Source organism: Brachymonas sp. KE5 (assembly GCF_057773645.1).
Genome location: NZ_CM173463.1, coordinates 2,047,828 through 2,074,363 on the forward strand (window position 1 = coordinate 2,047,828; position 26,536 = coordinate 2,074,363).

14 protein-coding genes, 3 pseudogenes and 1 other annotated feature are annotated in these 26,536 nt (G+C 62.3%); of the genes and pseudogenes, 7 read left to right on the forward strand and 10 right to left on the reverse strand.

The window, feature by feature from the left end; all coding sequences use genetic code 11:
- Nucleotides 1-91 precede the first annotated feature (91 nt).
- Together ACX36O_RS09765 and ACX36O_RS09770 are read left to right on the forward strand one after the other, a co-directional pair.
- Nucleotides 92-775: a glutathione S-transferase family protein gene (locus ACX36O_RS09765; RefSeq protein WP_091813587.1), complete on the forward strand. Its 684-nt coding sequence runs from the start codon at nt 92-94 to the stop codon at nt 773-775.
- Nucleotides 772-1,944: pseudogene (locus tag ACX36O_RS09770) on the forward strand (multifunctional CCA addition/repair protein); the annotation flags it as partial. The gene ACX36O_RS09765 and the pseudogene ACX36O_RS09770, both read left to right, overlap by 4 nt.
- Before the next feature lie 188 nt (nt 1,945-2,132).
- Here the strand turns inward: ACX36O_RS09770 and ACX36O_RS09775 are convergent.
- Nucleotides 2,133-2,264, reverse strand: coding sequence for a hypothetical protein (locus ACX36O_RS09775; RefSeq protein WP_284069726.1), 132 nt, complete (start codon nt 2,262-2,264; stop codon nt 2,133-2,135).
- 116 nt (nt 2,265-2,380) lie between these two features.
- On the opposite strand from ACX36O_RS09775, the pseudogene ACX36O_RS09780 reads away from it, so the two are divergent.
- A pseudogene (locus tag ACX36O_RS09780) lies at nt 2,381-3,093 on the forward strand (IS3 family transposase); the annotation flags it as partial.
- Nucleotides 2,659-2,775, forward strand: a sequence feature (AL1L pseudoknot). (Overlaps the previous pseudogene by 117 nt.)
- A 538-nt stretch (nt 3,094-3,631) precedes the next feature.
- On the opposite strand, the gene ACX36O_RS09785 reads toward ACX36O_RS09780, so the two are convergent.
- On the reverse strand, nt 3,632-5,098 hold the full coding sequence (locus ACX36O_RS09785; protein WP_213361300.1) for a hypothetical protein: 1,467 nt from the start codon (nt 5,096-5,098) through the stop codon (nt 3,632-3,634).
- Nucleotides 5,099-5,610: 512 nt separating this feature from the next.
- Between ACX36O_RS09785 and ACX36O_RS09790 the strand changes: the two are divergent.
- A pseudogene (locus ACX36O_RS09790) lies at nt 5,611-5,931 on the forward strand (integrase core domain-containing protein); the annotation flags it as partial.
- A gap of 258 nt (nt 5,932-6,189) precedes the next feature.
- On the opposite strand, the gene ACX36O_RS09795 reads toward ACX36O_RS09790, so the two are convergent.
- The 5 genes from ACX36O_RS09795 to ACX36O_RS09815 form a co-directional block, all read right to left on the reverse strand.
- Complete coding sequence (locus tag ACX36O_RS09795) at nt 6,190-10,485, reverse strand: cadherin-like domain-containing protein (protein WP_488359707.1); 4,296 nt, start codon at nt 10,483-10,485, stop codon at nt 6,190-6,192.
- Between the two features lie 158 nt (nt 10,486-10,643).
- Nucleotides 10,644-11,519 carry an OmpA family protein gene (locus ACX36O_RS09800; protein ID WP_488359708.1) on the reverse strand — a complete coding sequence of 292 codons (876 nt, stop codon included), beginning with the start codon at nt 11,517-11,519 and terminating at the stop codon, nt 10,644-10,646.
- Between the two features lie 536 nt (nt 11,520-12,055).
- The gene (locus tag ACX36O_RS09805; protein WP_488359709.1) at nt 12,056-19,777 is read right to left on the reverse strand and encodes a cadherin-like domain-containing protein; all 7,722 of its coding nucleotides are present in this window, start codon (nt 19,775-19,777) and stop codon (nt 12,056-12,058) included.
- A 158-nt stretch (nt 19,778-19,935) separates the two neighbouring features.
- Complete coding sequence (locus tag ACX36O_RS09810; protein WP_488359710.1) at nt 19,936-20,808, reverse strand: OmpA family protein; 873 nt, start codon at nt 20,806-20,808, stop codon at nt 19,936-19,938.
- 568 nt (nt 20,809-21,376) lie between these two features.
- Nucleotides 21,377-22,504, reverse strand: a complete 1,128-nt coding sequence (locus tag ACX36O_RS09815; RefSeq protein WP_488359711.1) for a class I SAM-dependent methyltransferase — start codon at nt 22,502-22,504, stop codon at nt 21,377-21,379.
- 74 nt (nt 22,505-22,578) lie between these two features.
- On the opposite strand from ACX36O_RS09815, the gene ACX36O_RS09820 reads away from it, so the two are divergent.
- Both ACX36O_RS09820 and ACX36O_RS09825 read left to right on the forward strand, forming a co-directional pair.
- Nucleotides 22,579-23,394, forward strand: coding sequence for an SDR family oxidoreductase (locus ACX36O_RS09820; RefSeq protein WP_091813576.1), 816 nt, complete (start codon nt 22,579-22,581; stop codon nt 23,392-23,394).
- Nucleotides 23,391-23,798, forward strand: a complete 408-nt coding sequence (locus ACX36O_RS09825) for a dihydroneopterin aldolase (RefSeq protein WP_091813573.1) — start codon at nt 23,391-23,393, stop codon at nt 23,796-23,798. The genes ACX36O_RS09820 and ACX36O_RS09825 overlap by 4 nt, the downstream gene beginning before the upstream one ends.
- Here the strand turns inward: ACX36O_RS09825 and ACX36O_RS09830 are convergent.
- The 3 genes from ACX36O_RS09830 to bfr (ACX36O_RS09840) all read right to left on the reverse strand — a co-directional run bounded on the left by ACX36O_RS09830 (nt 23,788) and on the right by bfr (ACX36O_RS09840) (nt 25,145).
- Nucleotides 23,788-24,021 (reverse strand): (2Fe-2S)-binding protein, encoded by a 234-nt coding sequence (locus tag ACX36O_RS09830; protein ID WP_091813571.1) that lies wholly within the window; start codon nt 24,019-24,021, stop codon nt 23,788-23,790. The genes ACX36O_RS09825 and ACX36O_RS09830 overlap by 11 nt on opposite strands.
- A 174-nt stretch (nt 24,022-24,195) precedes the next feature.
- Nucleotides 24,196-24,666, reverse strand: a complete 471-nt coding sequence (bfr, locus tag ACX36O_RS09835) for a bacterioferritin (RefSeq protein ID WP_091813568.1) — start codon at nt 24,664-24,666, stop codon at nt 24,196-24,198.
- Nucleotides 24,663-25,145, reverse strand: a complete 483-nt coding sequence (gene bfr / locus ACX36O_RS09840) for a bacterioferritin (protein WP_091813565.1) — start codon at nt 25,143-25,145, stop codon at nt 24,663-24,665. The genes bfr (ACX36O_RS09835) and bfr (ACX36O_RS09840) overlap by 4 nt, the downstream gene beginning before the upstream one ends.
- 346 nt (nt 25,146-25,491) lie before the next feature.
- Here bfr (ACX36O_RS09840) and ttcA point away from each other — a divergent pair, with 346 nt between their 5' ends.
- On the forward strand, nt 25,492-26,457 hold the full coding sequence (gene ttcA, locus ACX36O_RS09845; protein WP_488359712.1) for a tRNA 2-thiocytidine(32) synthetase TtcA: 966 nt from the start codon (nt 25,492-25,494) through the stop codon (nt 26,455-26,457).
- The last annotated feature ends 79 nt before the right edge of the window (nt 26,458-26,536 follow it).

Sequence of the window (26,536 nt, forward strand, 5' to 3'; positions counted from 1 at the left end):
AAAACCCTGCCGAAGGCATCGGTTCAAACCAGCACGCCCGTGCCTGGGTTACAGTCAGGGCATTCCCTTTCCTACCTGCGAGGTGCACCTCATGCTGCAACTGCATATCGGCAACAAGAACTATTCTTCGTGGTCCATGCGGCCCTGGGTGCTGCTGCGCCAGAGCGGCATTGCCTTCGAGGAAGTGATGCACCGCTTCGACAGCTTTGCGCCCGGCTCCGGCTTCAAGCACTCGCTTGAAGCCATCAGCCCGACCGGCAAGGTGCCGGTGCTGGTCGATGACGGCCTCGCCATCTGGGACACGCTGGCCATTGCCGAATACCTGGCCGAGCAGTACCCGCAACACGCGCTCTGGCCGCAGGACCGCGCCGCACGCGCCCAGGCCCGCAGCGTCTGCGCCGAAATGCACAGCGGTTTCACCGCCCTGCGCAGTGCCTGCCCCATGAACATCGAGGCCAGCCTGCCCGATACCGGCGCCCTGCACTGGCGCGACAACGCCGCCCTGCGCGCCGACGTGGCCCGGCTGGAACAGATGTGGACGGCGCTGCTGCAGCAGCACGGCGGCCCCCTGCTGTTCGGCGCCTTCAGCATCGCCGATGCCTTCTTCGCACCGGTCTGCATGCGGCTGCACAGCTACCAGCTGCCTGTCTCACCCAAAGCCGCGGCCTATGTGGAGCGCGTGCGCGCCCTGCCGTCCGTGCAGCAATGGATGGACGAAGCCCTGGCCGAACAGGATTTTCTGGATTTCGAAGAACCCTACCGGCTGCAGCGATGACCCGACGTATCCATGCCCGCATCCCCGGCGCCAGCGTCTACATGGTGGGCGGCGCCGTACGCGACGGCCTGCTCGGCCTGCCGGTGCAGGACCACGACTGGGTGGTGATCGGCGCCACCCCCGAACGGATGGTGCAGAACGGCTACCTGCCGGTGGGCAAGGATTTTCCGGTCTTCCTGCATCCGGAAACGCACGAGGAACATGCCCTGGCCCGCACCGAGCGCAAGACTGCGCGCGGCTACAAGGGCTTTGCCGTGTACAGCACGCCGGATGTCACGCTGGAGCAAGACCTCGCCCGGCGCGACCTCACCATCAATGCCATTGCCCTGGACGAACACGGCGCACTGGTCGACCCCTACCACGGCCGGCGCGATGTGGAGCAGAAGGTGCTGCGCCACGTGACCGAAGCCTTTGCCGAAGACCCGGTGCGCATCCTGCGCGTGGCACGCTTTGCGGCGCGATTTTCGGACTTTACCGTGGCACCGGAAACGCTGGAACTGATGAGCCAGATGGTGCACAACGGCGAGGTGGACCACCTGGTGGCCGAGCGCGTGTGGCAGGAGCTGTCACGCGGGCTGATGGAAAACCGCCCTTCGCGCATGTTCGAGGTGCTGCGTGCCTGCGGCGCCCTGGCGCGCATCCTGCCCGAAGTGCATGCGCTGTGGGGCGTGCCGCAGCGCGCCGAATCGCATCCGGAAGTGGATACGGGCGAGCACCTGATGCTGGTGCTGGACATGGCCGCACGGCTGCAGGCGCCGCTCACCGTGCGCTATGCCTGTTTATGCCACGACTTGGGCAAGGCCACCACGCCGCCTGAAGACCTGCCGCGCCATCCGGGGCATGAGCAGCGCAGCGTGGACCTGCTGCGCCCCATGAGCGCACGCCTGCGCGTGCCCACGCACTGCCGCGAACTGGCGGAAGTGGTGGCGCGGGAGCATGGGGTGATCCATGGCGCGCTGTCGCTGTCGGCAGAAGACACCGTGCTGTTGCTGGAACGGTGTGATGCGTTTCGGCAGCCGAAGCGGTTTGAGGAGGTTTTGCTGGCTTGTGAGTGTGATTTTCGGGGAAGGTTGGGGCTGGAAGACCTTGTCTACCACCAGGCGCCCTACTTGGTACACGCCCTGCACGAACTGCAGAAGCTGGACGAAGGCGCCATTGCACTTGCTGCGCAGCAGCAGTGGCAGCATTTATCGCGTAGCAAGGCCCTGAGTAATGACCACCCGAGCATTGGAAGCTACATTCGGGCAACCTTGCACAGGCAAAGAGTCAAAACAATAGGCTAGCTATAACCGAATTCGCTGAAGGAGGGACCACACGTTGAGTATGGCCTCTCCCCAGCACTGTACGCTGTACCCGGTCAGATCAGCACATAGGGACTGGCGTCCTGCATATCCGTCAGCGCAGTGGTCACCGCTCCGCCATCCGTCGCTGCTCCAACAGCAGGCGGCGTCGAATTCTGCTGAATATTCAACACTTGAGCAGTCGTCACATCCCCGTCTCCATCGGTCGCCGTGATGTCAAAGGTATATTTCTGATCAGGCGCAATCTCTGTGAACGTGAAGCGCCCCGGGTTTCGCGGAGGCTCCGACACTGGAGAATGGAGCCATGAAGAAGTCCCCGAAGTTTTCGCCTGAAGTCCGTGAGCGTGCCGTGCGCATGGTCTTGGAACACCGTAGCGAGCATCCGTCGCAGTGGGCGGCCATTGAGTCCATCGCAGGGATGATCGGTTGCGTGCCGCAGACGCTGCATGCCTGGGTCAAGCAGCATGAGGTGGATGCGGGTGTGCGTGACGGGGTCTCGACCGCCGAGGCTCAGCGCATCAAGGACCTCGAGCGTGAGAACCGCGAACTGCGCAAGGCCAACGAGATCCTGAAGCTGGCCAGTGCGTTTTTCGCCCAGGCGGAGCTCGACCGCCGCATCAAGTCCTGAAGGCCTTCGTCGATCAACATCGGGCGCAGCTTGGGGTCGAGTCGATCTGCCGTGTCTTGCAGATTGCCCCTTCAGCGTATTGGCGTCATGCAGCACGCCAGCGTCAGCCAGCCTTGCGGTCGCTGCGTGCCCAGCGTGATGCGGTCCTGGTGCCGCAGATTCACCGTGTGTGGCATGCCAACTTGCAGGTCTATGGCGCAGACAAGGTCTGGCTGCAACTCAACAGGGAGGGTGTCACCGTGGCACGCTGTACCGTCGAGCGGCTGATGCGTCAGCAAGGTCTGCAGGGTGTGCGCAGAGGCAAGGCGCAGCGCACCACGATTGCCGACCCCAAATCGCCATGTCCGCTTGATCGCGTCAATCGGCAGTTCAGAGCCGAGCGGCCCAATCTGCGTATTCCGGACCAGGCCGGCCACGCATTCCAATCCAAACCCGCCAGCCATTCCGATTGAAAGCCGCCACTCTTTCCGTTCTGGCGAAGGCCATTCGTTCCGGTTGGAGGAAGGCCACCGATTCTGGTTCGATGAAGGCCACTCATTTCGGTTCTAACTCGCCACTGCGGGCGGGTTAATCAGCTCGGCACTCTACGCTGGCGAAGAAATCGGAGCCCCCGGGTGCCGTCTGGGCTGCCCTAGAGGTGATGGATGTCAGCAGGCTACCCGCGTCGTGGGACTCCATTCCGGCGGGCAGTGCCAGCGTGCGTGCGGGCAGCAACTGGTTGAGTAGGGCAAAGACGGCGATCCTGCTGGTGCCGTCGGTCATCGCTCCCGAGGAGTCGGCGGCGTTCATCAACCCGCCGCAACCGCAAGCGACCAGGCCGCGAGCGGAGATCGTTCGCCGGTTCGACTACAACTAGCTGTTCCGGGGAAACTGATGGCGCGTTAGCGGATCGGGCGCGCAGGCGTGCCCCGGAAGGCACCCGCGAAGCTACCTGCGCGGAGTCGCGAAGGCCACTCCACACTGGTATCCGGCGTCGACCTGCGTGTTGGCCAACTTCATCGCACGCTTGTAGCAATACTGCGTGTCGTTCGCCGCCCGCCATGGCACGGTGCGTTGCCCCTTGGCGCGGTACACCACGCGACAGGCGAACGTCTTCTTCTGGTCATCGACCTCTACAGCGATGGATCGGTCGTCGGTCGACGTTGCGCAGGAATAGGCCACCTCGAGCCGCTGTTGCTGAATCGGATCTGCTTTGATGGCATCGCGGTTCACAAGGATCACACTGCCAGCACCATCCGGAGGTGCCGCCTGAGCTGCAGTCGGCCCTGCTGCAGAGCTGTTAGCGTTCTTCTTGACAGCCTGCTCACGCACCATCTCCATGAGTGGCGCGCTCGTACCGTTGTACGTGAGGATCACCGCAGGATAGATCGTCGCCTGAAGAACCCCTGGTGGCATGTTCCAGCCGAGCGCCCACTGGTCGTGGAAGACGGCCATGGCGTTGGCGCCCGGGATCTTGGAGATGGCGGTCATGATTGGAGCACCCTCGCCCGTCGCAGGCCACTTGAAGGTCGATGACAGATCAGACGAATTGCCGACGTGCGGCGCAGACGGATCAAGTTTAGACTGGTCCCATCCTTGGAACTCGCCATCGACAATCTTGGCAGCACCTGGCGGAGGTGTTCGGCAATTCACCACTGTGGAGACACAGTACGCGTCACCGCGGGATGCCTTCAAGCCGCTCGGCTTGCCTTCTCTGTCGGTTTCAGACAGCGGGTGCTTCGTGTACTCGCGATAGCCTTCCTGGATCAGCACCATGGCGCCAGCGCGCAGGAATCCGTCCCGAACGGCGTTCTCGTCTCCTCCCGCTGCAGCGATCGCTAAACCTCCGATCGCACCCGTCACCGCCGCACGCTTGGCGACGGCACTTGCCACAAGCTCCCCAGTCGCGTTTCGCGTCGGAATGTCGCCTGCGCCGGCCATTGCGTAGGCCGTCGCGCCGCTGATGATGCCGACACGCAAGGCGAGGTTGACGTCCCCGCCCGATTGGTAGTACGCCAGCCAAGCCGCATAAGCCGCGCACCCGGTCGGCCCGCCGTACACGGATGCGGACACCTGGCCAACCGTACGCAGGATTGAACTTTCCTGAGCGGCCGCAGCCGCGGCGTCGCTCTCGGTCACCACCCTGTCAGTCCCCATGTGCCATAGCGCATCGACGACTTTGCCTTCGCGAACCCTCGTGAACGCCTTGTTCAATGACAGGCCCGTACCTTTGACCACCGCTTCCCCGTAGTGCTTAGCCGCGTTCCCGAGTGCTTCTGCGTCGCGGCCGACGCGACCTACCTCGGCTTCGGCGTCCTTGCCCGCTTTGTCCAGGTTCCAAGCAGCATCTTTCACTGCCTTGTTCAAATTCCAGATGGCGTCGTTGACGGCCTTCTGCGTTACGGGGTTCACCATGCCCCCAGTTAAGATCGCCAGGCCAACAGCGGGATCGAGGCCAACCGGGGGGATCGGGACCGGTGAAATGGTCCCCGGCGGAAGCCCCGGGGGGGTCGGGTCAATCTTGCCACAACCGACATTTGCAGCAGCGCAAGTCGTCTGGCATGTGGATTCACAAACGGTGTGCGAGCCCAACAAGCCAAGGTCTACGGTGGTGCAGCACTTCTTAGAGCAGTCAAGGCATTCCCATGCCCATGCGCGCCCCGGAAGACTTGCAGCGCTCAAGATCACCGCAACAGCAACGCCCAGCCTCAAACAGGTCAGCATCACAATCTTCCCCTTTCTGCGCTCAGTGCTGTCGCGCAGCTGCATGTCGCGTTTCGCGGCGAAGGCTCTGTCACTTCCAACGGCGAGGACAAGTGGCCTCCGCGTAACCGAGATATTACAGCAGCGTGCGCATGTGGTCTACCAAGTGCGCCGCAGTACGCGCCATGCGCCAAGCGCCGAATGACGGGCAGAACCTGCGGCGCTACCATTCCGACAGGGGCTCGCAATACCTTTCAATTCGCTACAGCGAACGACTGGCCGAGGCGGGTATCGAGCCCTCAGTGGGCTCCAAGGGCGACAGCTATGACAACGCGCTGGCCGAGACCATCAACGGTCTATACAAGGCCGAGGTGATCCACCGCCGTGGACCATGGAAGACGAAGCAGGCCGTCGAACTGGCAACGCTGGAATGGTTGTCTTGGTTCAATCACCATCGATTGATGGGGCCACTGGGCAATATCCCGCCCGCCGAGTTCGAGGCAAACTATCACCAACAACGCGCTGGTCAGGCCGCGACCGCCTGACTTAAACCAACTGGCCTCCGCGAAACCCGGGGCGCTTCAGGTTATGTGACAGGCGTTGCAGGTGCTTGACATACATGCGCCCCACGAAGGAATTCTGGAAGGCAGAAAGGAAAAAGCGGCATCCGCCCATGATGGGTGGATGCCGCCTTGAAGGTGCAACCGTGCAGGTGGGTGGGGCCTGTGCACCGCAGGCCCTGCCGCCGAGAGACGCTGATCCCGACGGCTGCAGGCCGCCGGCTAGCCGTGGAAGGCCAAGGATCAGATCACTACAAAGTCGCCACTGTTCAACGGTGCCAGGTTCTGCAGCTTGGCAAAGTCCACGGCGGCTCCAGCACCGTTACCGTCTGCATCGTAGGACAACATGCCCGTATTGCTGTTGTAGAGCACAGTTGGACTGCCATCAGTTGCCGGCCCATTCACGACCAGCTTGACAGGGTCACCTGCCTTCAGCCCCTCAAAGAACAAGGCACTGAGAACCAGCTTGTCACCCTCCGCCGAACTGAAGTCGACCACGGTATCCAGGTTGTTCGTGGAATGCAAGGGGGCTGCGAAAACAAACTTGTCGGCACCGGCTCCTCCGGTCAGCGTGTCATTGCCCTGACCGCCGACCAAGTAGTCATCACCGTCACCGCCGTTCAGGCTATCGTTGCCAAGACCGCCATAGAGCTTGTCATCGCCGGCATCCCCATTGAGGGTATCGTTGCCCAATCCTCCATACAGGATATCGTTGCCTGCACCGCCACTGAGGGTATCGTTCCCGGCCTGACCATCCATGATGTCGACCCCGCTGGTACCCGTCTTGGTATTGTCAAGCAGCGTACCTGAATAGGTCGCTCCCGCTATGGGCAATGCCGAAAGATCGATCACCAGGTTGCTCGCTGCGGTATCTCCATCCTTGTCGATAAAGACGAAGCTCACGACCTCCGGATCATGGTTCAGCACTGTCTTGGGAGGCTCAAAGGAGAAGTCTCCTGATTCTCCGCCTTGCGCCATTGTCAGCGTCAGCCAACCGCCAGAAGTACCCAGCACTTTCAGCACTCCGGTACTCGGGCTGGACCAGGTCCCGCCGGAGCCACTCATGGTAGTGCCATTCCAGATATAGGTTTGTCCGTTGACCACCACTTTGGTCACATAGCCACCGTCTGCACCAAACCCGGCTCCCGGCAGATAGCCCTTGAGCAGGCTGCTGTCGACCCCCTGCGGCACCGGTGTCGTTGCAGCCAGCACGGACGCCAGATCATTCATGTCGCTGACGATTTTTACCAGGGAGTTATCATCCTGCCCGGTAACCCCGTTGTAGGCAATGGGATTAAGCGCATTGGCGCTTACGCCGCTTCCCATGCCAATGGCATAGGAAATGGTCTTCCGGCCAGCAGCAATGGAAAGATCGCCACGGAGGAATGCTTCCCAATCAGCTTGCCCCACATCGGTATTACCACCAGCGACAAAGCCGGGGAAATTACCTGGGCTGATGCCGACTTGGCCACCATTCGATGCGGTCGGCTCACCGTCCGTGAGCATATAGGAAATATTGACAGGATCCTTGGACACATCGACCGGCTGCCCGTAGACATTCCCAAGCGCGTCATGCGTCTGGCTGAAGGAGTCGATCAGTTCCTGCAATGCGGCGTCATAATTGGTGGATCCTGCCGCACCATAGCTGTCAATAAAAGCCTTGGCCTCAGCAAGCGTAATCCACCCGGCGGAACGTTGCGTGGCGGAGCCCGCAAAAGTCGACAGACTGACTTTCACCTCTCCTTCGCCGCCATTGGCTATCGTGCTGTCAAGGTTGGACTGGTATTGATCCAGCATGAACTTGATCGCCCGCTTTGAAGCCTCAAGCCTTGTAACCGATTCTATTGAGCCATTCGGATTGGTGATCTTCACAATATCAGCCATACTTCCGGATACGTCCAGACTGATCATCACGTTCGCATAGAACTTGTTGGCTACACCAACCGTTTCGTACACCGGAGTGGCAAACGGACTGTCATCCTCAACCGTGACCGTAAGTGACTGCAAGGCACTTTCGTGCTGGCCGTCAGAGACCTTCAGGCCAAACACAAGATCGCTCACGTCCTCGACGCCCTCGCCAGAGTGATCGATGGCCTTTTTCAGCTCGACCGTATAGTCGGCCTTGAAGCCATTGGCAACACTGCTGTCGGCAGTGATGGTGCCAACCTTGATGACGATGACCTCCGGACCAGTCGCGCTTCCTGCACGCCCGGTGATCTGATTGGGAACGCTGATATCCCAAACGATTTCGACGTTGTCGGACTTGTAGACACCAGTCGGCTCCGTGAAGAATACCTTGAAGTCGGCTGCAACGTTGTCGACATCCTTGAACTTGATGCCGTCAGTGACCGTGACTTTCACTTCATTCGTCGTATCCGACGGCACACCCACATTGTCCTTGATACCACCAGGCAACCCCTCCTCGGAGACAGTGACTGACTTCAACGGCACGAAGTCTGTAGGCGGATCGTCGACACCTCTCACCGTAATAACCAAGGTGGTCGTGGACAAGTCGCCATCACCATCCTTGATGGTGTAGACGAACTCGTCGGTTCTGGAATCCCCGTTATTCAGTTTCTGCGCTTCGGCGTCTGGGGTGTACGTATACGTTCCATTGGCATCCAATTTCAGGGTGCCATAGGTGCCCTTCAAACTGGTACCAACGTTGCCTGTAGCAGGCGTGCTGGTGTCCGACCCGGTTTTCACCCCTACAACGCCGCCTGCAGCGTCCTTGCCATCTGCACCGAAAACATCGTTGGTGTACACGGAACCATTGGTGATGGTTTGGTCTTCGGTCAGTGTGGCAGTGTCGGGCTTGGCCGTCGGCACATCGTCCACAATCACCACTTTCAGCGTGTTGCTCGCCGACTGGCCATCCTGGTCCATTACCTTCACCGCAAAGTCCACCGACGACGGATCCGTCAGCGTGTTGTCCTTGAGCGTGTACTTGTAGTGCACCACGCCCTGGCCCGTGGCCTTGTCATACGTGTAGTACGCCCACAGCTTGCCGGTGTCATCTTCCACCAGCGGATCTGCCGCAAAGTCCGTACCCTCGGCCACAGCCTTGCCTCCCAGCGTCACCGCCGCAAGGCCGTCGGCGCTGGCAAAGATGAACTGGCTCGTGGTCGTTTCGCTGTCGCTGTCCGCATCCGAACCCGCAGGCTCGTCCGTGCGCGCCGGCAGGCCCGCTTCGTTTACCTGTCCATCCGCAATCACGTAGATCGGCGTTCCGTTCGGATCATCCGGATTGGGCTCCTCTTCGCCCACCGTCGGCGTCGAGTTGCCAATCTTGATCGTCAACGTCGTCGACTTCTCGTCACCATCGCCGTCCTTGATCGTGTACGTAAACACGTCGTCCTGACCACCCGCCGAGCCCGGCGTGCGCGTGTAGGTGTACGCACCATCCTTGCCGATCGTCAGTTCGCCATACTTGCCCTGCACCACAACCGTGCCGTCGGCAGGAACCGCAACCGCATTGCCGTCCTTGTCCGTCACGCTCACCACCTGCACCGGCGCGTCGGGGTTCTTCTCATCCGCCTGCTCGCCCGGCAGGCCGCCTTCCACAACGTTGCCGGAAATGCTGGCGGCGTCCTTGGCAAGCTGGACCGCGTCCGGGTGTGCCTGAGGCTCCGTATCCGTGATCTGCACCACCAGGTCGCCGCTCACGCTGCCACCCTTGCCATCGATCACCTGAAGCGTGATCGTGTCGAGCACCTTGTCATCACCCGCCGAGTGGTCCTTGCTCAGGCCGGCCGGGTCGTACAGGTAGGTGATCTTGCCGGTTGCCGGGACGTAGCCGGTCAGCTTGATGTCGCCCTGGCTGGTCGCCACAGTGACCGGCGAAGTGCCCAGCGCCTCGAGCTGGGCCTTGGTCACCGTCGTGCCTGCCACCACGATGCTGGTCAGCCCCTCGGGCGCCTTGATCGTGAAGTGACCTTCCACCGTCTTGTCTTCGCGCACGGTGTTCTGTCCGGGAGCAGCGCCGTTCAGGTCCGGAATGTCGATCGTCGGCGGAACCGGAGGCGGAGTCGTACCCCCATCCCCCCCCCCAGCCGCCAGTGCCGGAATCAGCAGCAGCGGCAGCCACCACAGCGGCACCGGCGCCACGCTCGTGCCCAGCGCCTGCCCGGCCTGCACCCCATCGGCCAGCATGCTCACCGCATCCGTGCTCACCGAACTCTCCGGCACATACGGGTACACATTGCCGTTCTCGTGCGTGCCCACCAGCAGGTTGTCACTGCCTTCGCCGTAGCCGATCTCGCCGTTGTCCTTGTAGTAGTCCTCGATCACCAGGTCCGGCTGGTTCACGTCGCCACCCTCGAACGCGATGTGCAGGTTCTTGCCCACGCGCTTGGTCGCCATGTTCTCCGGGCCATAGCCCGTGGCCTCGTCCGTGAAGTGGTACTTCACGTTGGCCAGCGCCTTGATGCGCACGCCCTGGCCCTTCGCTCCCGCTCCGCCTTCGCCCCCTGCAATGCGCAGGCTCTGCACGGTTTCGCTGGCACTGTTGATGTTGATGGTGATGTTCTTCAGGCTCATGATCTTTCCTTGTTCCCCCTGCAGCGACTCATTGCGTTGGGCTGCGGGAGAGTTGGGGGCGGTGCCTGCTGCTGTGGCGCACCGCCAGGTTCTGATTCAGTCGGATGGGACCCGTCTCTCGGTCTTGCGCTGGAGCGGGGCGCACTGCCCCGCTGCCATCAGTTCACCGCAGGCTGGGCAGCCTGTTGCGTGCCGTACAGGGTGATTTCCACCCGGCGGTTGGGCTGGTCGCAGGCCATGCGCTGCTTCGCATCACGCGGGAAGCGTGCACGGCAGTCGCTCACCAGCAGCTGCTTCTCGCCGCGGCCATGCGCCACGATCTGGCTGCTTGGCAGCTGGCTCTGCGACAGGGCCATGCGCACCGTGTCGGCCCGGCGCTGCGAGAGCGCCTGGTTGTACATGTCGCTGCCCTCAGGATCCGTGTGGCCGACCACTTCGATGCGGTCCACCTGGGCCTTGCTCGCGGCAATGTCCTGCGCCACCTTGCGGATCTCTTCCTTGCCCTGCGGCAGCATGCTGGCGTAGTCGGACTTGTCGAACGGGAACAGGGCCGAGGCCTGCAGCGTGTAGGTCTTGAGCGGCACGGCGCACTTCAGTTGCACGCGCGGCAGCGTGTGGCCCTGCTGCTTGAGCTGCTCGGCCAGGGCCTGGCCGGCCGTGGCGTCCAGTTGCTGCAGCACGGGCTTGCCGGCTGCATCGCCCACTACCTGGAAGTAGCTGACCTGGCCTGCCGGGGTGGCGAAGCTCTGGCCCTGGCGTTCCTTCTCCAGGTAGCGCGTGCTCACGTCGGTGTAGCTGGCCGTGAGGCGGTTGGAGCCGACGCAGGCCGGGCCTTGCTGGAAGCCGCCGGGGGTGAGCGAGGTGAGGTATTCGCGGTTGATGAAGATGTTGACGGCCTGGCCGGGCACTGCCCCCTGCTGGCGCAGGAAGACGGCGCTGGCTGCGTTGGCGTTCACGCTGGTGTTGACCTTGCCGCTGGTGAACTCGCGCGGATGGGCGTCTCCGCCGCTGGTGGCGCAGCCTGTGACAGTCAATGCCGTAGCTCCTGCAACGAGCAGAACCACGCTCTTTGATAGTACAAACCTATTCATTTGACTCTCCTCTTGCATTGGGACAAAGGCTGAAAAAATCATGGTTGAACGGAATAGTTCTTCTACGTTAACTAATTCACAAAACTCCGGATTCGTGCTCGCATATTTGGAACTGAAGACCACGCCAGCCATGTGTTGGCCGTACACATGGTTTCCAATGTAACGTTTTTATGTTGATGCATCCCGCTTCTCTCTGACAGGCGGAAAACCCGAAGATATGTAAGCGAAATATTCAAGCGTTGCCAGACGTCATGATGGCCGGTTATGTGACAGGCGTTGCAGGTGCTTGACATACATGCGCCCCACGAAGGAATTCTGGAAGGCAGAAAGGAAAAAGCGGCATCCGCCCATGATGGGTGGATGCCGCCTTGAAGGTGCAACCGTGCAGGTGGGTGGGGCCTGTGCACCGCAGGCCCTGCCGCCGAGAGACGCTGATCCCGACGGCTGCAGGCCGCCGGCTAGCCGTGGAATGCCAAGGATCAGATCACTACAAAGTCGCCACTGTTCAACGGTGCCAGGTTCTGCAGCTTGGCAAAGTCCACGGCGGCTCCAGCACCGTTACCGTCTGCATCGTAGGACAACATGCCCGTATTGCTGTTGTAGAGCACAGTTGGACTGCCATCAGTTGCCGGCCCATTCACGACCAGCTTGACAGGGTCACCTGCCTTCAGCCCCTCAAAGAACAAGGCACTGAGAACCAGCTTGTCACCCTCCGCCGAACTGAAGTCGACCACGGTATCCAGGTTGTTCGTGGAATGCAAGGGGGCTGCGAAAACAAACTTGTCGGCACCGCCTCCTCCGGTCAGCGTGTCATTGCCCTGACCGCCGACCAGGTAGTCATCACCGTTACCGCCGTTCAGGCTATCGTTGCCAAGACCGCCATAGAGCTTGTCATTGCCGGCATCCCCATTGAGGGTATCGTTGCCCAATCCTCCATACAGGATATCGTTGCCTGCACCGCCACTGAGGATATCGTTCCCGGCCTGACCATCCATGATGTCGACCCCGCTGGTACCCGTCTTGGTATTGTCAAGCAGCGTACCTGAATAGGTCGCTCCCGCTATGGGCAATGCCGAAAGATCGATCACCAGGTTGCTCGCTGCGGTATCTCCATCCTTGTCGATAAAGACGAAGCTCACGACCTCCGGATCATGGTTCAGCACTGTCTTGGGAGGCTCAAAGGAGAAGTCTCCTGATTCTCCGCCTTGCGCCATTGTCAGCGTCAGCCAACCGCCAGAAGTACCCAGCACTTTCAGCACTCCGGTACTCGGGCTGGACCAGGTCCCGCCGGAGCCACTCATGGTAGTGCCATTCCAGATATAGGTTTGTCCGTTGACCACCACTTTGGTCACATAGCCACCGTCTGCACCAAACCCGGCTCCCGGCAGATAGCCCTTGAGCAGGCTGCTGTCGACCCCCTGCGGCACCGGTGTCGTTGCAGCCAGCACGGACGCCAGATCATTCATGTCGCTGACGATTTTTACCAGGGAGTTATCATCCTGCCCGGTAACCCCGTTGTAGGCAATGGGATTAAGCGCATTGGCGCTTACGCCGCTTCCCATGCCAATGGCATAGGAAATGGTCTTCCGGCCAGCAGCAATGGAAAGATCGCCACGGAGGAATGCTTCCCAATCAGCTTGCCCCACATCGGTATTACCACCAGCGACAAAGCCGGGGAAATTACCTGGGCTGATGCCGACTTGGCCACCATTCGATGCGGTCGGCTCACCGTCCGTGAGCATATAGGAAATATTGACAGGATCCTTGGACACATCGACCGGCTGCCCGTAGACATTCCCAAGCGCGTCATGCGTCTGGCTGAAGGAGTCGATCAGTTCCTGCAATGCGGCGTCATAATTGGTGGATCCTGCCGCACCATAGCTGTCAATAAAAGCCTTGGCCTCAGCAAGCGTAATCCACCCGGCGGAACGTTGCGTGGCGGAGCCCGCAAAAGTCGACAGACTGACTTTCACCTCTCCTTCGCCGCCATTGGCTATCGTGCTGTCAAGGTTGGACTGGTATTGATCCAGCATGAACTTGATCGCCCGCTTTGAAGCCTCAAGCCTTGTAACCCATTCTATTGAGCCATTCGGATTGGTGATCTTCACACTATCAGTCATACTTCCGGATACATCCAGACTGATCATCACGTTCGCATAGAACTTGTTGGCTACACCAACCGTTTCGTACACCGGAGTGGCAAACGGAACATCGTCCACGATCGTCACCTTCACCGTGCCCGTGGCCGCCTGACCGTCCGCATCCTTCACCGTCAGCGTCAGCTCCGGCAGGTTGTGCGTGTTCATCCCGCTGCCGGCCGTGTGCGCAAAGTTGTCCTTGAGCACGTAGCTGTAGTGCACCGTGCCCGTACCGGTCGCTGCATCAAACACGTAGTACGCCTTCAGCGTGCCCGTTGCGTCATCCTGCACCACCTTCTCAGCGGCCATACCCATGCCCAGCGTCACCGTGCCCAGCATCACCGAGCCCACGCCGTCCTTGCTCGTGAACACCACCGAGCCCGTCGTCGCTTCGCTCTTGTCGCTGTCGTTGTCGCCAATGTTGTCGGCCATCTCGCCCGACCCGCCCGGCTCGCCCGTGCGCGGCGCCAGACCCTTCTCGTCCACCGTCAGCGTCACATCCCCCGAGTTCGGAACACTCGGATCACCCACCACCGGCGGCGTGTTGCCAATGCTGATCGTCAGCGTCGTAAACGACAGGTCCCCGTCCGCATCCTTGATCGTGTACGTGAACACGTCATCCTTGCCACCTGCCGTGCCCGGCGTGCGCGTGTAGGTATAGGCACCATCCTCGCCGATCGTCAGCTTGCCGTACTCTCCAGCGATCTCCTTGGACACCGTCGTCGTATCGTCCAGCGCCACCTTCGTGTCGCCCTTGGCTACGCCAACCACCTGCACGCCTCCGTCTGCACCAGGTACGTCCGCCACACCATCGGTGGTGTTGTCGTCACCTCCAGTCGCATCCATACCCGTGAGCACGTTGCCCGTGGCCGGGCCCGTCTGGCCCACCGCCACGCTGTCCACGTCGGCCTTGGCCGTCGGCACATCGTCCACGATCGTCACCTTCACCGTGCCCGTGGCCGCCTGACCGTCCGCATCCTTCACCGTCAGCGTCAGCTCCGGCAGGTTGTGCGTGTTCATCCCGCTGCCGGCCGTGTGCGCAAAGTTGTCCTTGAGCACGTAGCTGTAGTGCACCGTGCCCGTACCGGTCGCTGCATCAAACACGTAGTACGCCTTCAGCGTGCCCGTTGCGTCATCCTGCACCACCTTCTCAGCGGCCATACCCATGCCCAGCGTCACCGTGCCCAGCATCACCGAGCCCACGCCGTCCTTGCTCGTGAACACCACCGAGCCCGTCGTCGCTTCGCTCTTGTCGCTGTCGTTGTCGCCAATGTTGTCGGCCATCTCGCCCGACCCGCCCGGCTCGCCCGTGCGCGGCGCCAGACCCTTCTCGTCCACCGTCAGCGTCACATCCCCCGAGTTCGGAACACTCGGATCACCCACCACCGGCGGCGTGTTGCCAATGCTGATCGTCAGCGTCGTAAACGACAGGTCCCCGTCCGCATCCTTGATCGTGTACGTGAACACGTCATCCTTGCCACCTGCCGTGCCCGGCGTGCGCGTGTAGGTATAGGCACCATCCTCGCCGATCGTCAGCTTGCCGTACTCTCCAGCGATCTCCTTGGACACCGTCGTCGTATCGTCCAGCGCCACCTTCGTGTCGCCCTTGGCTACGCCAACCACCTGCACGCCTCCGTCTGCACCAGGTACGTCCGCCACACCATCGGTGGTGTTGTCGTCACCTCCAGTCGCATCCATACCCGTGAGCACGTTGCCCGTGGCCGGGCCCGTCTGGCCCACCGCCACGCTGTCCACGTCGGCCTTGGCCGTCGGCACATCGTCCACGATCGTCACCTTCACCGTGCCCGTGGCCGCCTGACCGTCCGCATCCTTCACCGTCAGCGTCAGCTCCGGCAGGTTGTGCGTGTTCATCCCGCTGCCGGCCGTGTGCGCAAAGTTGTCCTTGAGCACGTAGCTGTAGTGCACCGTGCCCGTACCGGTCGCTGCATCAAACACGTAGTACGCCTTCAGCGTGCCCGTTGCGTCATCCTGCACCACCTTCTCAGCGGCCATACCCATGCCCAGCGTCACCGTGCCCAGCATCACCGAGCCCACGCCGTCCTTGCTCGTGAACACCACCGAGCCCGTCGTCGCTTCGCTCTTGTCGCTGTCGTTGTCGCCAATGTTGTCGGCCATCTCGCCCGACCCGCCCGGCTCGCCCGTGCGCGGCGCCAGACCCTTCTCGTCCACCGTCAGCGTCACATCCCCCGAGTTCGGAACACTCGGATCACCCACCACCGGCGGCGTGTTGCCAATGCTGATCGTCAGCGTCGTAAACGACAGGTCCCCGTCCGCATCCTTGATCGTGTACGTGAACACGTCATCCTTGCCACCTGCCGTGCCCGGCGTGCGCGTGTAGGTATAGGCACCATCCTCGCCGATCGTCAGCTTGCCGTACTCTCCAGCGATCTCCTTGGACACCGTCGTCGTATCGTCCAGCGCCACCTTCGTGTCGCCCTTGGCTACGCCAACCACCTGCACGCCTCCGTCTGCACCAGGTACGTCCGCCACACCATCGGTGGTGTTGTCGTCACCTCCAGTCGCATCCATACCCGTGAGCACGTTGCCCGTGGCCGGGCCCGTCTGGCCCACCGCCACGCTGTCCACGTCGGCCTTGGCCGTCGGCACATCGTCCACGATCGTCACCTTCACCGTGCCCGTGGCCGCCTGACCGTCCGCATCCTTCACCGTCAGCGTCAGCTCCGGCAGGTTGTGCGTGTTCATCCCGCTGCCGGCCGTGTGCGCAAAGTTGTCCTTGAGCACGTAGCTGTAGTGCACCGTGCCCGTACCGGTCGCTGCATCAAACACGTAGTACGCCTTCAGCGTGCCCGTTGCGTCATCCTGCACCACCTTCTCAGCGGCCATACCCATGCCCAGCGTCACCGTGCCCAGCATCACCGAGCCCACGCCGTCCTTGCTCGTGAACACCACCGAGCCCGTCGTCGCTTCGCTCTTGTCGCTGTCGTTGTCGCCAATGTTGTCGGCCATCTCGCCCGACCCGCCCGGCTCGCCCGTGCGCGGCGCCAGACCCTTCTCGTCCACCGTCAGCGTCACATCCCCCGAGTTCGGAACACTCGGATCACCCACCACCGGCGGCGTGTTGCCAATGCTGATCGTCAGCGTCGTAAACGACAGGTCCCCGTCCGCATCCTTGATCGTGTACGTGAACACGTCATCCTTGCCACCTGCCGTGCCCGGCGTGCGCGTGTAGGTATAGGCACCATCCTCGCCGATCGTCAGCTTGCCGTACTCTCCAGCGATCTCCTTGGACACCGTCGTCGTATCGTCCAGCGCCACCTTCGTGTCGCCCTTGGCTACGCCAACCACCTGCACGCCTCCGTCTGCACCAGGTACGTCCGCCACACCATCGGTGGTGTTGTCGTCACCTCCAGTCGCATCCATACCCGTGAGCACGTTGCCCGTGGCCGGGCCCGTCTGGCCCACCGCCACGCTGTCCACGTCGGCCTTGGCCGTCGGCACATCGTCCACGATCGTCACCTTCACCGTGCCCGTGGCCGCCTGACCGTCCGCATCCTTCACCGTCAGCGTCAGCTCCGGCAGGTTGTGCGTGTTCATCCCGCTGCCGGCCGTGTGCGCAAAGTTGTCCTTGAGCACGTAGCTGTAGTGCACCGTGCCCGTACCGGTCGCTGCATCAAACACGTAGTACGCCTTCAGCGTGCCCGTTGCGTCATCCTGCACCACCTTCTCAGCGGCCATACCCATGCCCAGCGTCACCGTGCCCAGCATCACCGAGCCCACGCCGTCCTTGCTCGTGAACACCACCGAGCCCGTCGTCGCTTCGCTCTTGTCGCTGTCGTTGTCGCCAATGTTGTCGGCCATCTCGCCCGACCCGCCCGGCTCGCCCGTGCGCGGCGCCAGACCCTTCTCGTCCACCGTCAGCGTCACATCCCCCGAGTTCGGAACACTCGGATCACCCACCACCGGCGGCGTGTTGCCAATGCTGATCGTCAGCGTCGTAAACGACAGGTCCCCGTCCGCATCCTTGATCGTGTACGTGAACACGTCATCCTTGCCACCTGCCGTGCCCGGCGTGCGCGTGTAGGTATAGGCACCATCCTCGCCGATCGTCAGCTTGCCGTACTCTCCAGCGATCTCCTTGGACACCGTCGTCGTATCGTCCAGCGCCACCTTCGTGTCGCCCTTGGCTACGCCAACCACCTGCACGCCTCCGTCTGCACCAGGTACGTCCGCCACACCATCGGTGGTGTTGTCGTCACCTCCAGTCGCATCCATACCCGTGAGCACGTTGCCCGTGGCCGGGCCCGTCTGGCCCACCGCCACGCTGTCCACGTCGGCCTTGGCCGTCGGCACATCGTCCACGATCGTCACCTTCACCGTGCCCGTGGCCGCCTGACCGTCCGCATCCTTCACCGTCAGCGTCAGCTCCGGCAGGTTGTGCGTGTTCATCCCGCTGCCGGCCGTGTGCGCAAAGTTGTCCTTGAGCACGTAGCTGTAGTGCACCGTGCCCGTACCGGTCGCTGCATCAAACACGTAGTACGCCTTCAGCGTGCCCGTTGCGTCATCCTGCACCACCTTCTCAGCGGCCATACCCATGCCCAGCGTCACCGTGCCCAGCATCACCGAGCCCACGCCGTCCTTGCTCGTGAACACCACCGAGCCCGTCGTCGCTTCGCTCTTGTCGCTGTCGTTGTCGCCAATGTTGTCGGCCATCTCGCCCGACCCGCCCGGCTCGCCCGTGCGCGGCGCCAGACCCTTCTCGTCCACCGTCAGCGTCACATCCCCCGAGTTCGGAACACTCGGATCACCCACCACCGGCGGCGTGTTGCCAATGCTGATCGTCAGCGTCGTAAACGACAGGTCCCCGTCCGCATCCTTGATCGTGTACGTGAACACGTCATCCTTGCCACCTGCCGTGCCCGGCGTGCGCGTGTAGGTATAGGCACCATCCTCGCCGATCGTCAGTTCGCCATACTTGCCCTGCACCACAACCGTGCCGTCGGCAGGAACCGCAACCGCATTGCCGTCCTTGTCCGTCACGCTCACCACCTGCACCGGCGCGTCGGGGTTCTTCTCATCCGCCTGCTCGCCCGGCAGGCCGCCTTCCACAACGTTGCCGGAAATGCTGGCGGCGTCCTTGGCAAGCTGGACCGCGTCCGGGTGTGCCTGAGGCTCCGTATCCGTGATCTGCACCACCAGGTCGCCGCTCACGCTGCCACCCTTGCCATCGATCACCTGAAGCGTGATCGTGTCGAGCACCTTGTCATCACCCGCCGAGTGGTCCTTGCTCAGGCCGGCCGGGTCGTACAGGTAGGTGATCTTGCCGGTTGCCGGGACGTAGCCGGTCAGCTTGATGTCGCCCTGGCTGGTCGCCACAGTGACCGGCGAAGTGCCCAGCGCCTCGAGCTGGGCCTTGGTCACCGTCGTGCCTGCCACCACGATGCTGGTCAGCCCCTCGGGCGCCTTGATCGTGAAGTGACCTTCCACCGTCTTGTCTTCGCGCACGGTGTTCTGTCCGGGAGCAGCGCCGTTCAGGTCCGGAATGTCGATCGTCGGCGGAACCGGAGGCGGAGTCGTACCCCCATCCCCCCCCCCAGCCGCCAGTGCCGGAATCAGCAGCAGCGGCAGCCACCACAGCGGCACCGGCGCCACGCTCGTGCCCAGCGCCTGCCCGGCCTGCACCCCATCGGCCAGCATGCTCACCGCATCCGTGCTCACCGAACTCTCCGGCACATACGGGTACACATTGCCGTTCTCGTGCGTGCCCACCAGCAGGTTGTCACTGCCTTCGCCGTAGCCGATCTCGCCGTTGTCCTTGTAGTAGTCCTCGATCACCAGGTCCGGCTGGTTCACGTCGCCACCCTCGAACGCGATGTGCAGGTTCTTGCCCACGCGCTTGGTCGCCATGTTCTCCGGGCCATAGCCCGTGGCCTCGTCCGTGAAGTGGTACTTCACGTTGGCCAGCGCCTTGATGCGCACGCCCTGGCCCTTCGCTCCCGCTCCGCCTTCGCCCCCTGCAATGCGCAGGCTCTGCACGGTTTCGCTGGCACTGTTGATGTTGATGGTGATGTTCTTCAGGCTCATGATCTTTCCTTGTTCCCCCTGCAGCGACTCATTGCGTTGGGCTGCGGGAGAGTTGGGGGCGGTGCCTGCTGCTGTGGCGCACCGCCAGGTTCTGATTCAGTCGGATGGGACCCGTCTCTCGGTCTTGCGCTGGAGCGGGGCGCACTGCCCCGCTGCCATCAGTTCGCCGCAGGCTGGGCAGCCTGTTGCGTGCCGTACAGGGTGATTTCCACCCGGCGGTTGGGCTGGTCGCAGGCCATGCGCTGCTTCGCATCACGCGGGAAGCGTGCACGGCAGTCGCTCACCAGCAGCTGCTTCTCGCCGCGGCCATGCGCCACGATCTGGCTGCTTGGCAGCTGGCTCTGCGACAGGGCCATGCGCACCGTGTCGGCCCGGCGCTGCGAGAGCGCCTGGTTGTACATGTCGCTGCCCTCAGGATCCGTGTGGCCGACCACTTCGATGCGGTCCACCTGGGCCTTGCTCGCGGCAATGTCCTGCGCCACCTTGCGGATCTCTTCCTTGCCCTGCGGCAGCATGCTGGCGTAGTCGGACTTGTCGAACGGGAACAGGGCCGAGGCCTGCAGCGTGTAGGTCTTGAGCGGCACGGCGCACTTCAGTTGCACGCGCGGCAGCGTGTGGCCCTGCTGCTTGAGCTGCTCGGCCAGGGCCTGGCCGGCCGTGGCGTCCAGTTGCTGCAGCACGGGCTTGCCGGCTGCATCGCCCACTACCTGGAAGTAGCTGACCTGGCCTGCCGGGGTGGCGAAGCTCTGGCCCTGGCGTTCCTTCTCCAGGTAGCGCGTGCTCACGTCGGTGTAGCTGGCCGTGAGGCGGTTGGAGCCGACGCAGGCCGGGCCTTGCTGGAAGCCGCCGGGGGTGAGCGAGGTGAGGTATTCGCCGTTGATGAAGATGTTGACGGCCTGGCCGGGCACTGCCCCCTGCTGGCGCAGGAAGACGGCGCTGGCTGCGTTGGCGTCCACGCTCGTGTTCACCTTGCCGCTGGTGAACTCGCGCGGATGGGCGTCTCCGCCGCTGGTAGCGCAGCCTGACGCCATCACAACGCATGCTGAAAACAGGGCAACTTGCGTGCCCCTCTGGAAAGACGTGTAGATACGGCTCATGCGTGACTCCTCCCGGGATCGTTCCCTCTTGTGGGCTAGCCGAACCGGCATCAAGCCGTCATCAAACGCATACGCGCCGGTCCGGAGTTTACTGTTTCATCCCAACGAAGTCGCTGCCGTGACTGCTCTCGCGGTTTCACCGCGTATTTTTATTAATAAACAGACATAGCCACAACTTTGCTCCGTGGGCATGTGAAAAGTATTGTTGCATGCAGCAAGCGTTTTTTGCAGGGTATTTCAAATACCCTTGAAAGTTCGTACAAATCGGTGAAAAAATTCACGGATTTCACGCGATACTGAACGAGCACGAAATTCCCAAGCGATTGAATTTACTGAACATTTCCTGAGGGAATGTGGTCGTTGGCCTGCATCCAACCATGAATGTGCACTATTTACCCCTCAAAATTGGGGTACGTTTTGTGTGAAACGGGCTACTTTTGCATCTATCCCCTGTGGGCGACCGGCTCTGTCATGCAAAAAATTCCTGAAATGCGCGACACATTCACAGCATCCGCATCCGATCCCCCCGCGCAAACCCGATGGCCTCCCACGGCTCCCCCTTGCACACCCCCAGCACCTTGAAGAACTCCCCCATCTCGTGCTCCATCACCAGCTTCTGCGCCAGCGCGCGCTCGGCCAGGCTGCTCTGCGCCATGCGCTCGGCCAGGCCGCAGTTGAGCAGGAACCAGCCCTGGGTGGTGTAGCCGAGGATCTCCAGCCTGGCATCCTGCGCGGCCACGGCGATGCCGGTGAAGTTGACGTGGGCGGTGATGTCCTTGTCGCCCACGGCCAGCAGGGGGTTGTCGTCGGCCTGGTGCAGCTGGTGGCACATCAGGGTACCCATGTGGCGCTGCGGGTGATAGTACTCGCCTTCGCCAAAGCCGTAGTCGATGAAGAAGGCCGCGCCGCGCCGTAAATGGCGGCCGATGGTGCCGATGAAGGCTTCGGCCTGCGGGTGGATTTCGGTGAGGTAGTCGTGTTCGCCCACAATGTCGAGCGGGGGGCGCAGGTCGGTCGGGCGGTCTTCCCAGGCCCAGCCCTGCTCCGTTTCGTCCCACATTACGCCGCGCTCATGCCATACGCCGCCCTTGCGCACCAGCAACTGCACCGGCATGGCGTCCAGCACCTCGTTGCCCAGAATCACCCCTTCGATCGCATCGGGCAGTTGCGCCGCCCATTGCACCACGTCGCCAAAGCGCGCCAGCCGCTCCTGCTGCCGCGCGCGCAGGCTGCCGGAGACATCGACGATGGTGTAGCGGCGCAGCGCCACGCCCTGCTGTTGCAAGGCATCGAGCACCTGCTCGGCCAGCGCGCCGCTGCCGGCACCAAATTCCCAGACTTCCTGCGTGCCGGTGCGCGCCAGCGCCTCGGCCACCTGTACGGCCAGCGTGTGCCCGTAAAGCGGACTGATTTCCGGCGCCGTGACAAAATCGCTGCCATCCGCCGGCAGATGCCCGAGCTTGGTGCTGCCATGCGCGTAGTAACCCAGCCCCGGCGCGTACAGCGCCAGATGCATGAAACGGTCGAAGGGCAGCCAGCCGCCGTTCCGGGTCACTTCAGCACGTATGATCGCCTGCAGTGCGGCATTGTCGGAGGCGGGGGTGGACGGAGAGGCAGGAGTGGTTTGCATGCGCGCAATCTACCACCGAATGCCGCTGTTTCCCCGTCGTCCCTTGCCGCTGAAGTGCCGCCTATCAAGCCACCATGACTGATACATCCCCTGCCCCCACCGTCCTGATCACCGGCGGCGCCCATCGCCTCGGCGCCGAACTGTGCGAGGTGTTTGCCGGAGCCGGCTGGCATGTGCTGTGCCACTACCAGCGCAGCCTCGATGCCGCCCAGGCCCTGCAGCAGCGCCTGCAGGCGGCCGGCCATCGCATTGACTTACTGCAGGCCGATCTGGGTGATGCCGCACAGCGCCGCACGCTGATGGAGCAGGCCGCCACGTTCGGCCCCCTGCAGGCACTGATCAACAATGCCTCGCTGTTCGAGCCCGACTGTGCCATGGAGTTTGACGAAGCCCAGGCCGGCCGCCAGCTCGGCGTGAACCTGATGGCGCCCATGGACCTGACGCGCCTGATGGCACAGCAACACGCCAGCGATGCCGGTCCCGGCAGCTGCGTGGCGATTCATATCCTGGACCAGAAGGTCTACAACCTCAATCCGGATTACTTCAGCTACACCGTCAGCAAGCTGGCGCTGGAGCGCGCGGTGGAACTGCAAGCGCAGGCGCTGGCCCCGCGCGTGCGCGTGTGCGGCGTGGCGCCGGGCCTGATGCTGGTGAGCGGCCCGCAGACCGACGCCAACTTCGCCGCCGCCAGTCACGCCAACCTGCTGCGTCGCCCGGTCGATCCGCGCGATGTGGCGCGCACCTGCCTGTTTCTGGCCAGTAACGCTTCCATCACCGGCAGCACGGTCTGCGTGGATAATGGGCAGCATCTGGTTCCGCTGCCGCGCGACATCATGTTTGTGGTGGACGAGCTATTGCGACAACACCTGCCACCCAAAACAACAACATGACCGCCATCACATCTTCGACCCACTGGAACGAAGCCCTCGCCCTGTCCTGCCGCCGCCTGTTCCTGCGCAATTACGAGGTGCACATCAACATCGGCGTGCATGATTTCGAAAAGCTGGGCCCGCAGCGCGTGCGCGTGAATGTGGACATGTATGTGCTGCTGAGCCAGTCCACCCCCAAGGCAGACCGTATCCATGAGGTGGTGGACTACGATTTCATTCGCCGCACCATTGCCGCGCGTGTGAACGCCGGGCATATCGAGCTGCAGGAAACCCTGTGCGATGACGTGGCCAACACCCTGCTGGAGCACCCCAAGGTGCAGGCCGTGCGTGTGTCCACCGAGAAGCCGGACGTCTATCCGGACTGTGACGCCGTGGGTGTGGAAGTGTTCCGGATCAAGCGCTGAGCGCTTGCGCCGCCACGACCGAACCGGCAGCCTCTTCCTTGCGCAACGCGGCCATCTGGCCGCTGGTTTGGCATTGAGCCACTACATCGCGCGCATAGCATTCGCAGTTGCCGCATTGCGTGGCAACCCCCAGTTCGAGCTGGATCTCGTCGAAACTCATGCCGGTATGGGCATGGCGTGCGATTTCGCGATCGGAAATGCGCTGGCATACACAGACAATCATTCTGGACTTCCCTGCTGAAAAGTGGACTACGATGCCGGCATATTAATTGATAATTGTTTTTATTATCAATCCCTATGACGCGCAGGGTCTTGTTCACGCAACACATGCAGGCCGCTCTTCAGGCAAGCACAAGGCCGCTGTCTGGCGGCCTTGTGCAGGGTTCGGTCCGGGGGCTCAATCGTCCATCTGGCTCTGCAGGTAGTTCGGCAGCCCCATGCTGCCGATCAGGTCGTGCTGGGTTTCGAGCCAGTCGATGTGGTCTTCGTTCTCGTCCTTGAGTTCGACCAGCAGGTCACGCGAGACATAGTCCTGCTGCTGCTCGCACAGCGCGATGGCCTGCACCAGCGTGGTGTGCTTCTGCCGCTCCAGCCGCAGGTCGCAGGCGAGGATTTCCGGCGCGTCTTCACCGATCAGCAGCTTGCCCAGATCCTGCAGGTTGGGCAGACCTTCCAGCAGGAAGATGCGCTGCACCAGCTTGTCGGACAGCTTCATTTCCTCGATGGACTGGTGGTAGATGTGTTCGCCCAGCTCGTCCAGCCCCCAGTTCTTCAGCATGCGTGCATGCAGGAAATACTGGTTGATGGCGATGAGCGAATCGCCCAGCACGGCATTGAGCTGGCGCAGGACGTCGGGATGGCCTTTCATGTGCTGGCTCCTTCACCGGTCTGGCTCTGCAGATAGTTCTGCAGGCCGATCTGCTGGATCAGCCAGAGCTGCTGCTCCAGCCAGTGGGCATGGTCTTCTTCCGTGTCCTTGAGCTGCTCGACCAGCATTTCGCGGCTGACGTAATCCTGATGCTGCTCGCACAGCGCAATGCCCTGCTTGAGTGCCTCGCGCACTTCCAGTTCCACTTCCAGATCGCATTGCAGCATGGCAGGCACATCCGCACCGATTTTCAGCGCCGTTGGCACCATGGCCGGCGTGCCTTCCAGCATGAGGATGCGTTCGATGAGCGCGCTGGCATGGCCGGTTTCGTCTTCCATTTCGTGTGCGATGCGCGCATGCAGGCGGCTGTAGCCCCACTCGTGGTACATGCGGGAATGGATGAAATACTGGTCGCGTGCGGCCAGTTCGCCGGCCAGCAACTGGTTGAGGTAGGCGATGACTTCGGGATTGCCTTTCATGGAGGTCGCTCCTGTTATGGAATGGAAACTGCAGGGGTATCGCAGTCAGTAGCGCACAGTATGACACCATGAAGCCGGCGCTGCCCTATCCCCATCGGGAATACACTGACGAGGTGCTGCGTCCCGGCCCGGTCGTGCCTCGTGCCGGCAGAGCCACACGGATGCAGCGTCACGGACCCGAAGAACGTGACCAGGCGGGCACATCGCTGCCTATCCCTTCGCCCGCAAGGCCGAGGAATGGCAAGGCCATTGCTATCCATGAACCGCCCCAGCGTTTAAAATCGCGGGCTTGGCGCAGCGGCCGCCTTGCCGCATCCCTCTTTGCGCCCCCTATCCCACACCCGCCATGTCCGATATTTTTGCCTCCGAGCTGGCCGAAGAGCAGCCCACCGACACCCATGCCCGCCCCGCCAAGGATTCTGCCGAAGCGCGTCTGCAGCGCGAGATGAACAAGCTCGACAAGCGCCTGTGCCGCCTCACCGGCCAGGCGATTGTCGACTTCAACATGATCGAGGAAGGCGACAAGGTGATGGTGTGCGTGAGCGGCGGCAAGGACAGCTTCACGCTGCTGGACGTGCTGCTCAAGCTGCAGAAGCGCGCGCCGATCCACTTCGACATCGTGGCGGTGAACCTGGACCAGAAGCAGCCGGGCTTTCCGCCCGAGATTCTGCCCGCCTACCTGGAAGGCCTGGGCGTGCCCTTCCACATCGAGACGCAGGACACCTACAGCATCGTCAAGAGCAAGATCCCCGAAGGCAAGACCATGTGCAGCCTGTGCTCGCGCCTGCGCCGCGGCATTCTGTACACGGTGGCGCGCCGTCTGGGCTGCAACAAGATTGCGCTGGGCCACCACCGCGACGACATCGTGGCCACCTTCTTCCTCAACATGTTCTTCGGCGCCAAGCTGAAAAGCATGCCGCCCAAGCTGGTGAGCGACAACGGCGAATTCATGGTGATCCGCCCGCTGGCCTATGTGAAAGAGGCTGACACGGCGCGCTGGGCCGAGCACATGCAGTATCCCATCATCCCGTGCAATCTGTGCGGCAGCCAGGAGCACCTGCAGCGCAAGCAGGTGAGCAACATGCTCAAGGAATGGGAAAAGACCCACCCCGGCCGCACCGAGATGATTCTGCAGGCGCTGCAGAACGTGGTGCCCAGCCATCTGCTGGACCGCAAGCTGCACAACTTCCGCGATCTGCAGACCACCGGCATCCCCGATGCGGACGGCGACAAGGCGTTTGACGAGGAAGAGTTTGCGCCGCCGCTGGCGTCGATTGCCATCGACAGCATTCCGCTGGCACGCAAGGACTGAGCCTGCGCACCCTCTACGCACGCGCCGTGCAAGTGTTGCACGCGCCCTCTGCCGTGCGCGCAAAACTGTTTTCCGATTC

Coding starts and splice junctions, on each gene's coding strand:
- ACX36O_RS09785 (WP_213361300.1), bottom strand. CDS start 5,098: ATGGTGAACCCCGTAACGCAGAAGGCCGTCAACGACGCCATCTGGAAT.
- ACX36O_RS09830 (WP_091813571.1), bottom strand. CDS start 24,021: ATGATTGTCTGTGTATGCCAGCGCATTTCCGATCGCGAAATCGCACGC.
- ACX36O_RS09810 (WP_488359710.1), bottom strand. CDS start 20,808: ATGGCGTCAGGCTGCGCTACCAGCGGCGGAGACGCCCATCCGCGCGAG.
- ACX36O_RS09815 (WP_488359711.1), bottom strand. CDS start 22,504: ATGCAAACCACTCCTGCCTCTCCGTCCACCCCCGCCTCCGACAATGCC.
- ACX36O_RS09805 (WP_488359709.1), bottom strand. CDS start 19,777: ATGAGCCTGAAGAACATCACCATCAACATCAACAGTGCCAGCGAAACC.
- ACX36O_RS09820 (WP_091813576.1), top strand. CDS start 22,579: ATGACTGATACATCCCCTGCCCCCACCGTCCTGATCACCGGCGGCGCC.
- ttcA (WP_488359712.1), top strand. CDS start 25,492: ATGTCCGATATTTTTGCCTCCGAGCTGGCCGAAGAGCAGCCCACCGAC.
- ACX36O_RS09795 (WP_488359707.1), bottom strand. CDS start 10,485: ATGAGCCTGAAGAACATCACCATCAACATCAACAGTGCCAGCGAAACC.
- bfr (WP_091813565.1), bottom strand. CDS start 25,145: ATGAAAGGCAATCCCGAAGTCATCGCCTACCTCAACCAGTTGCTGGCC.
- ACX36O_RS09765 (WP_091813587.1), top strand. CDS start 92: ATGCTGCAACTGCATATCGGCAACAAGAACTATTCTTCGTGGTCCATG.
- bfr (WP_091813568.1), bottom strand. CDS start 24,666: ATGAAAGGCCATCCCGACGTCCTGCGCCAGCTCAATGCCGTGCTGGGC.
- ACX36O_RS09825 (WP_091813573.1), top strand. CDS start 23,391: ATGACCGCCATCACATCTTCGACCCACTGGAACGAAGCCCTCGCCCTG.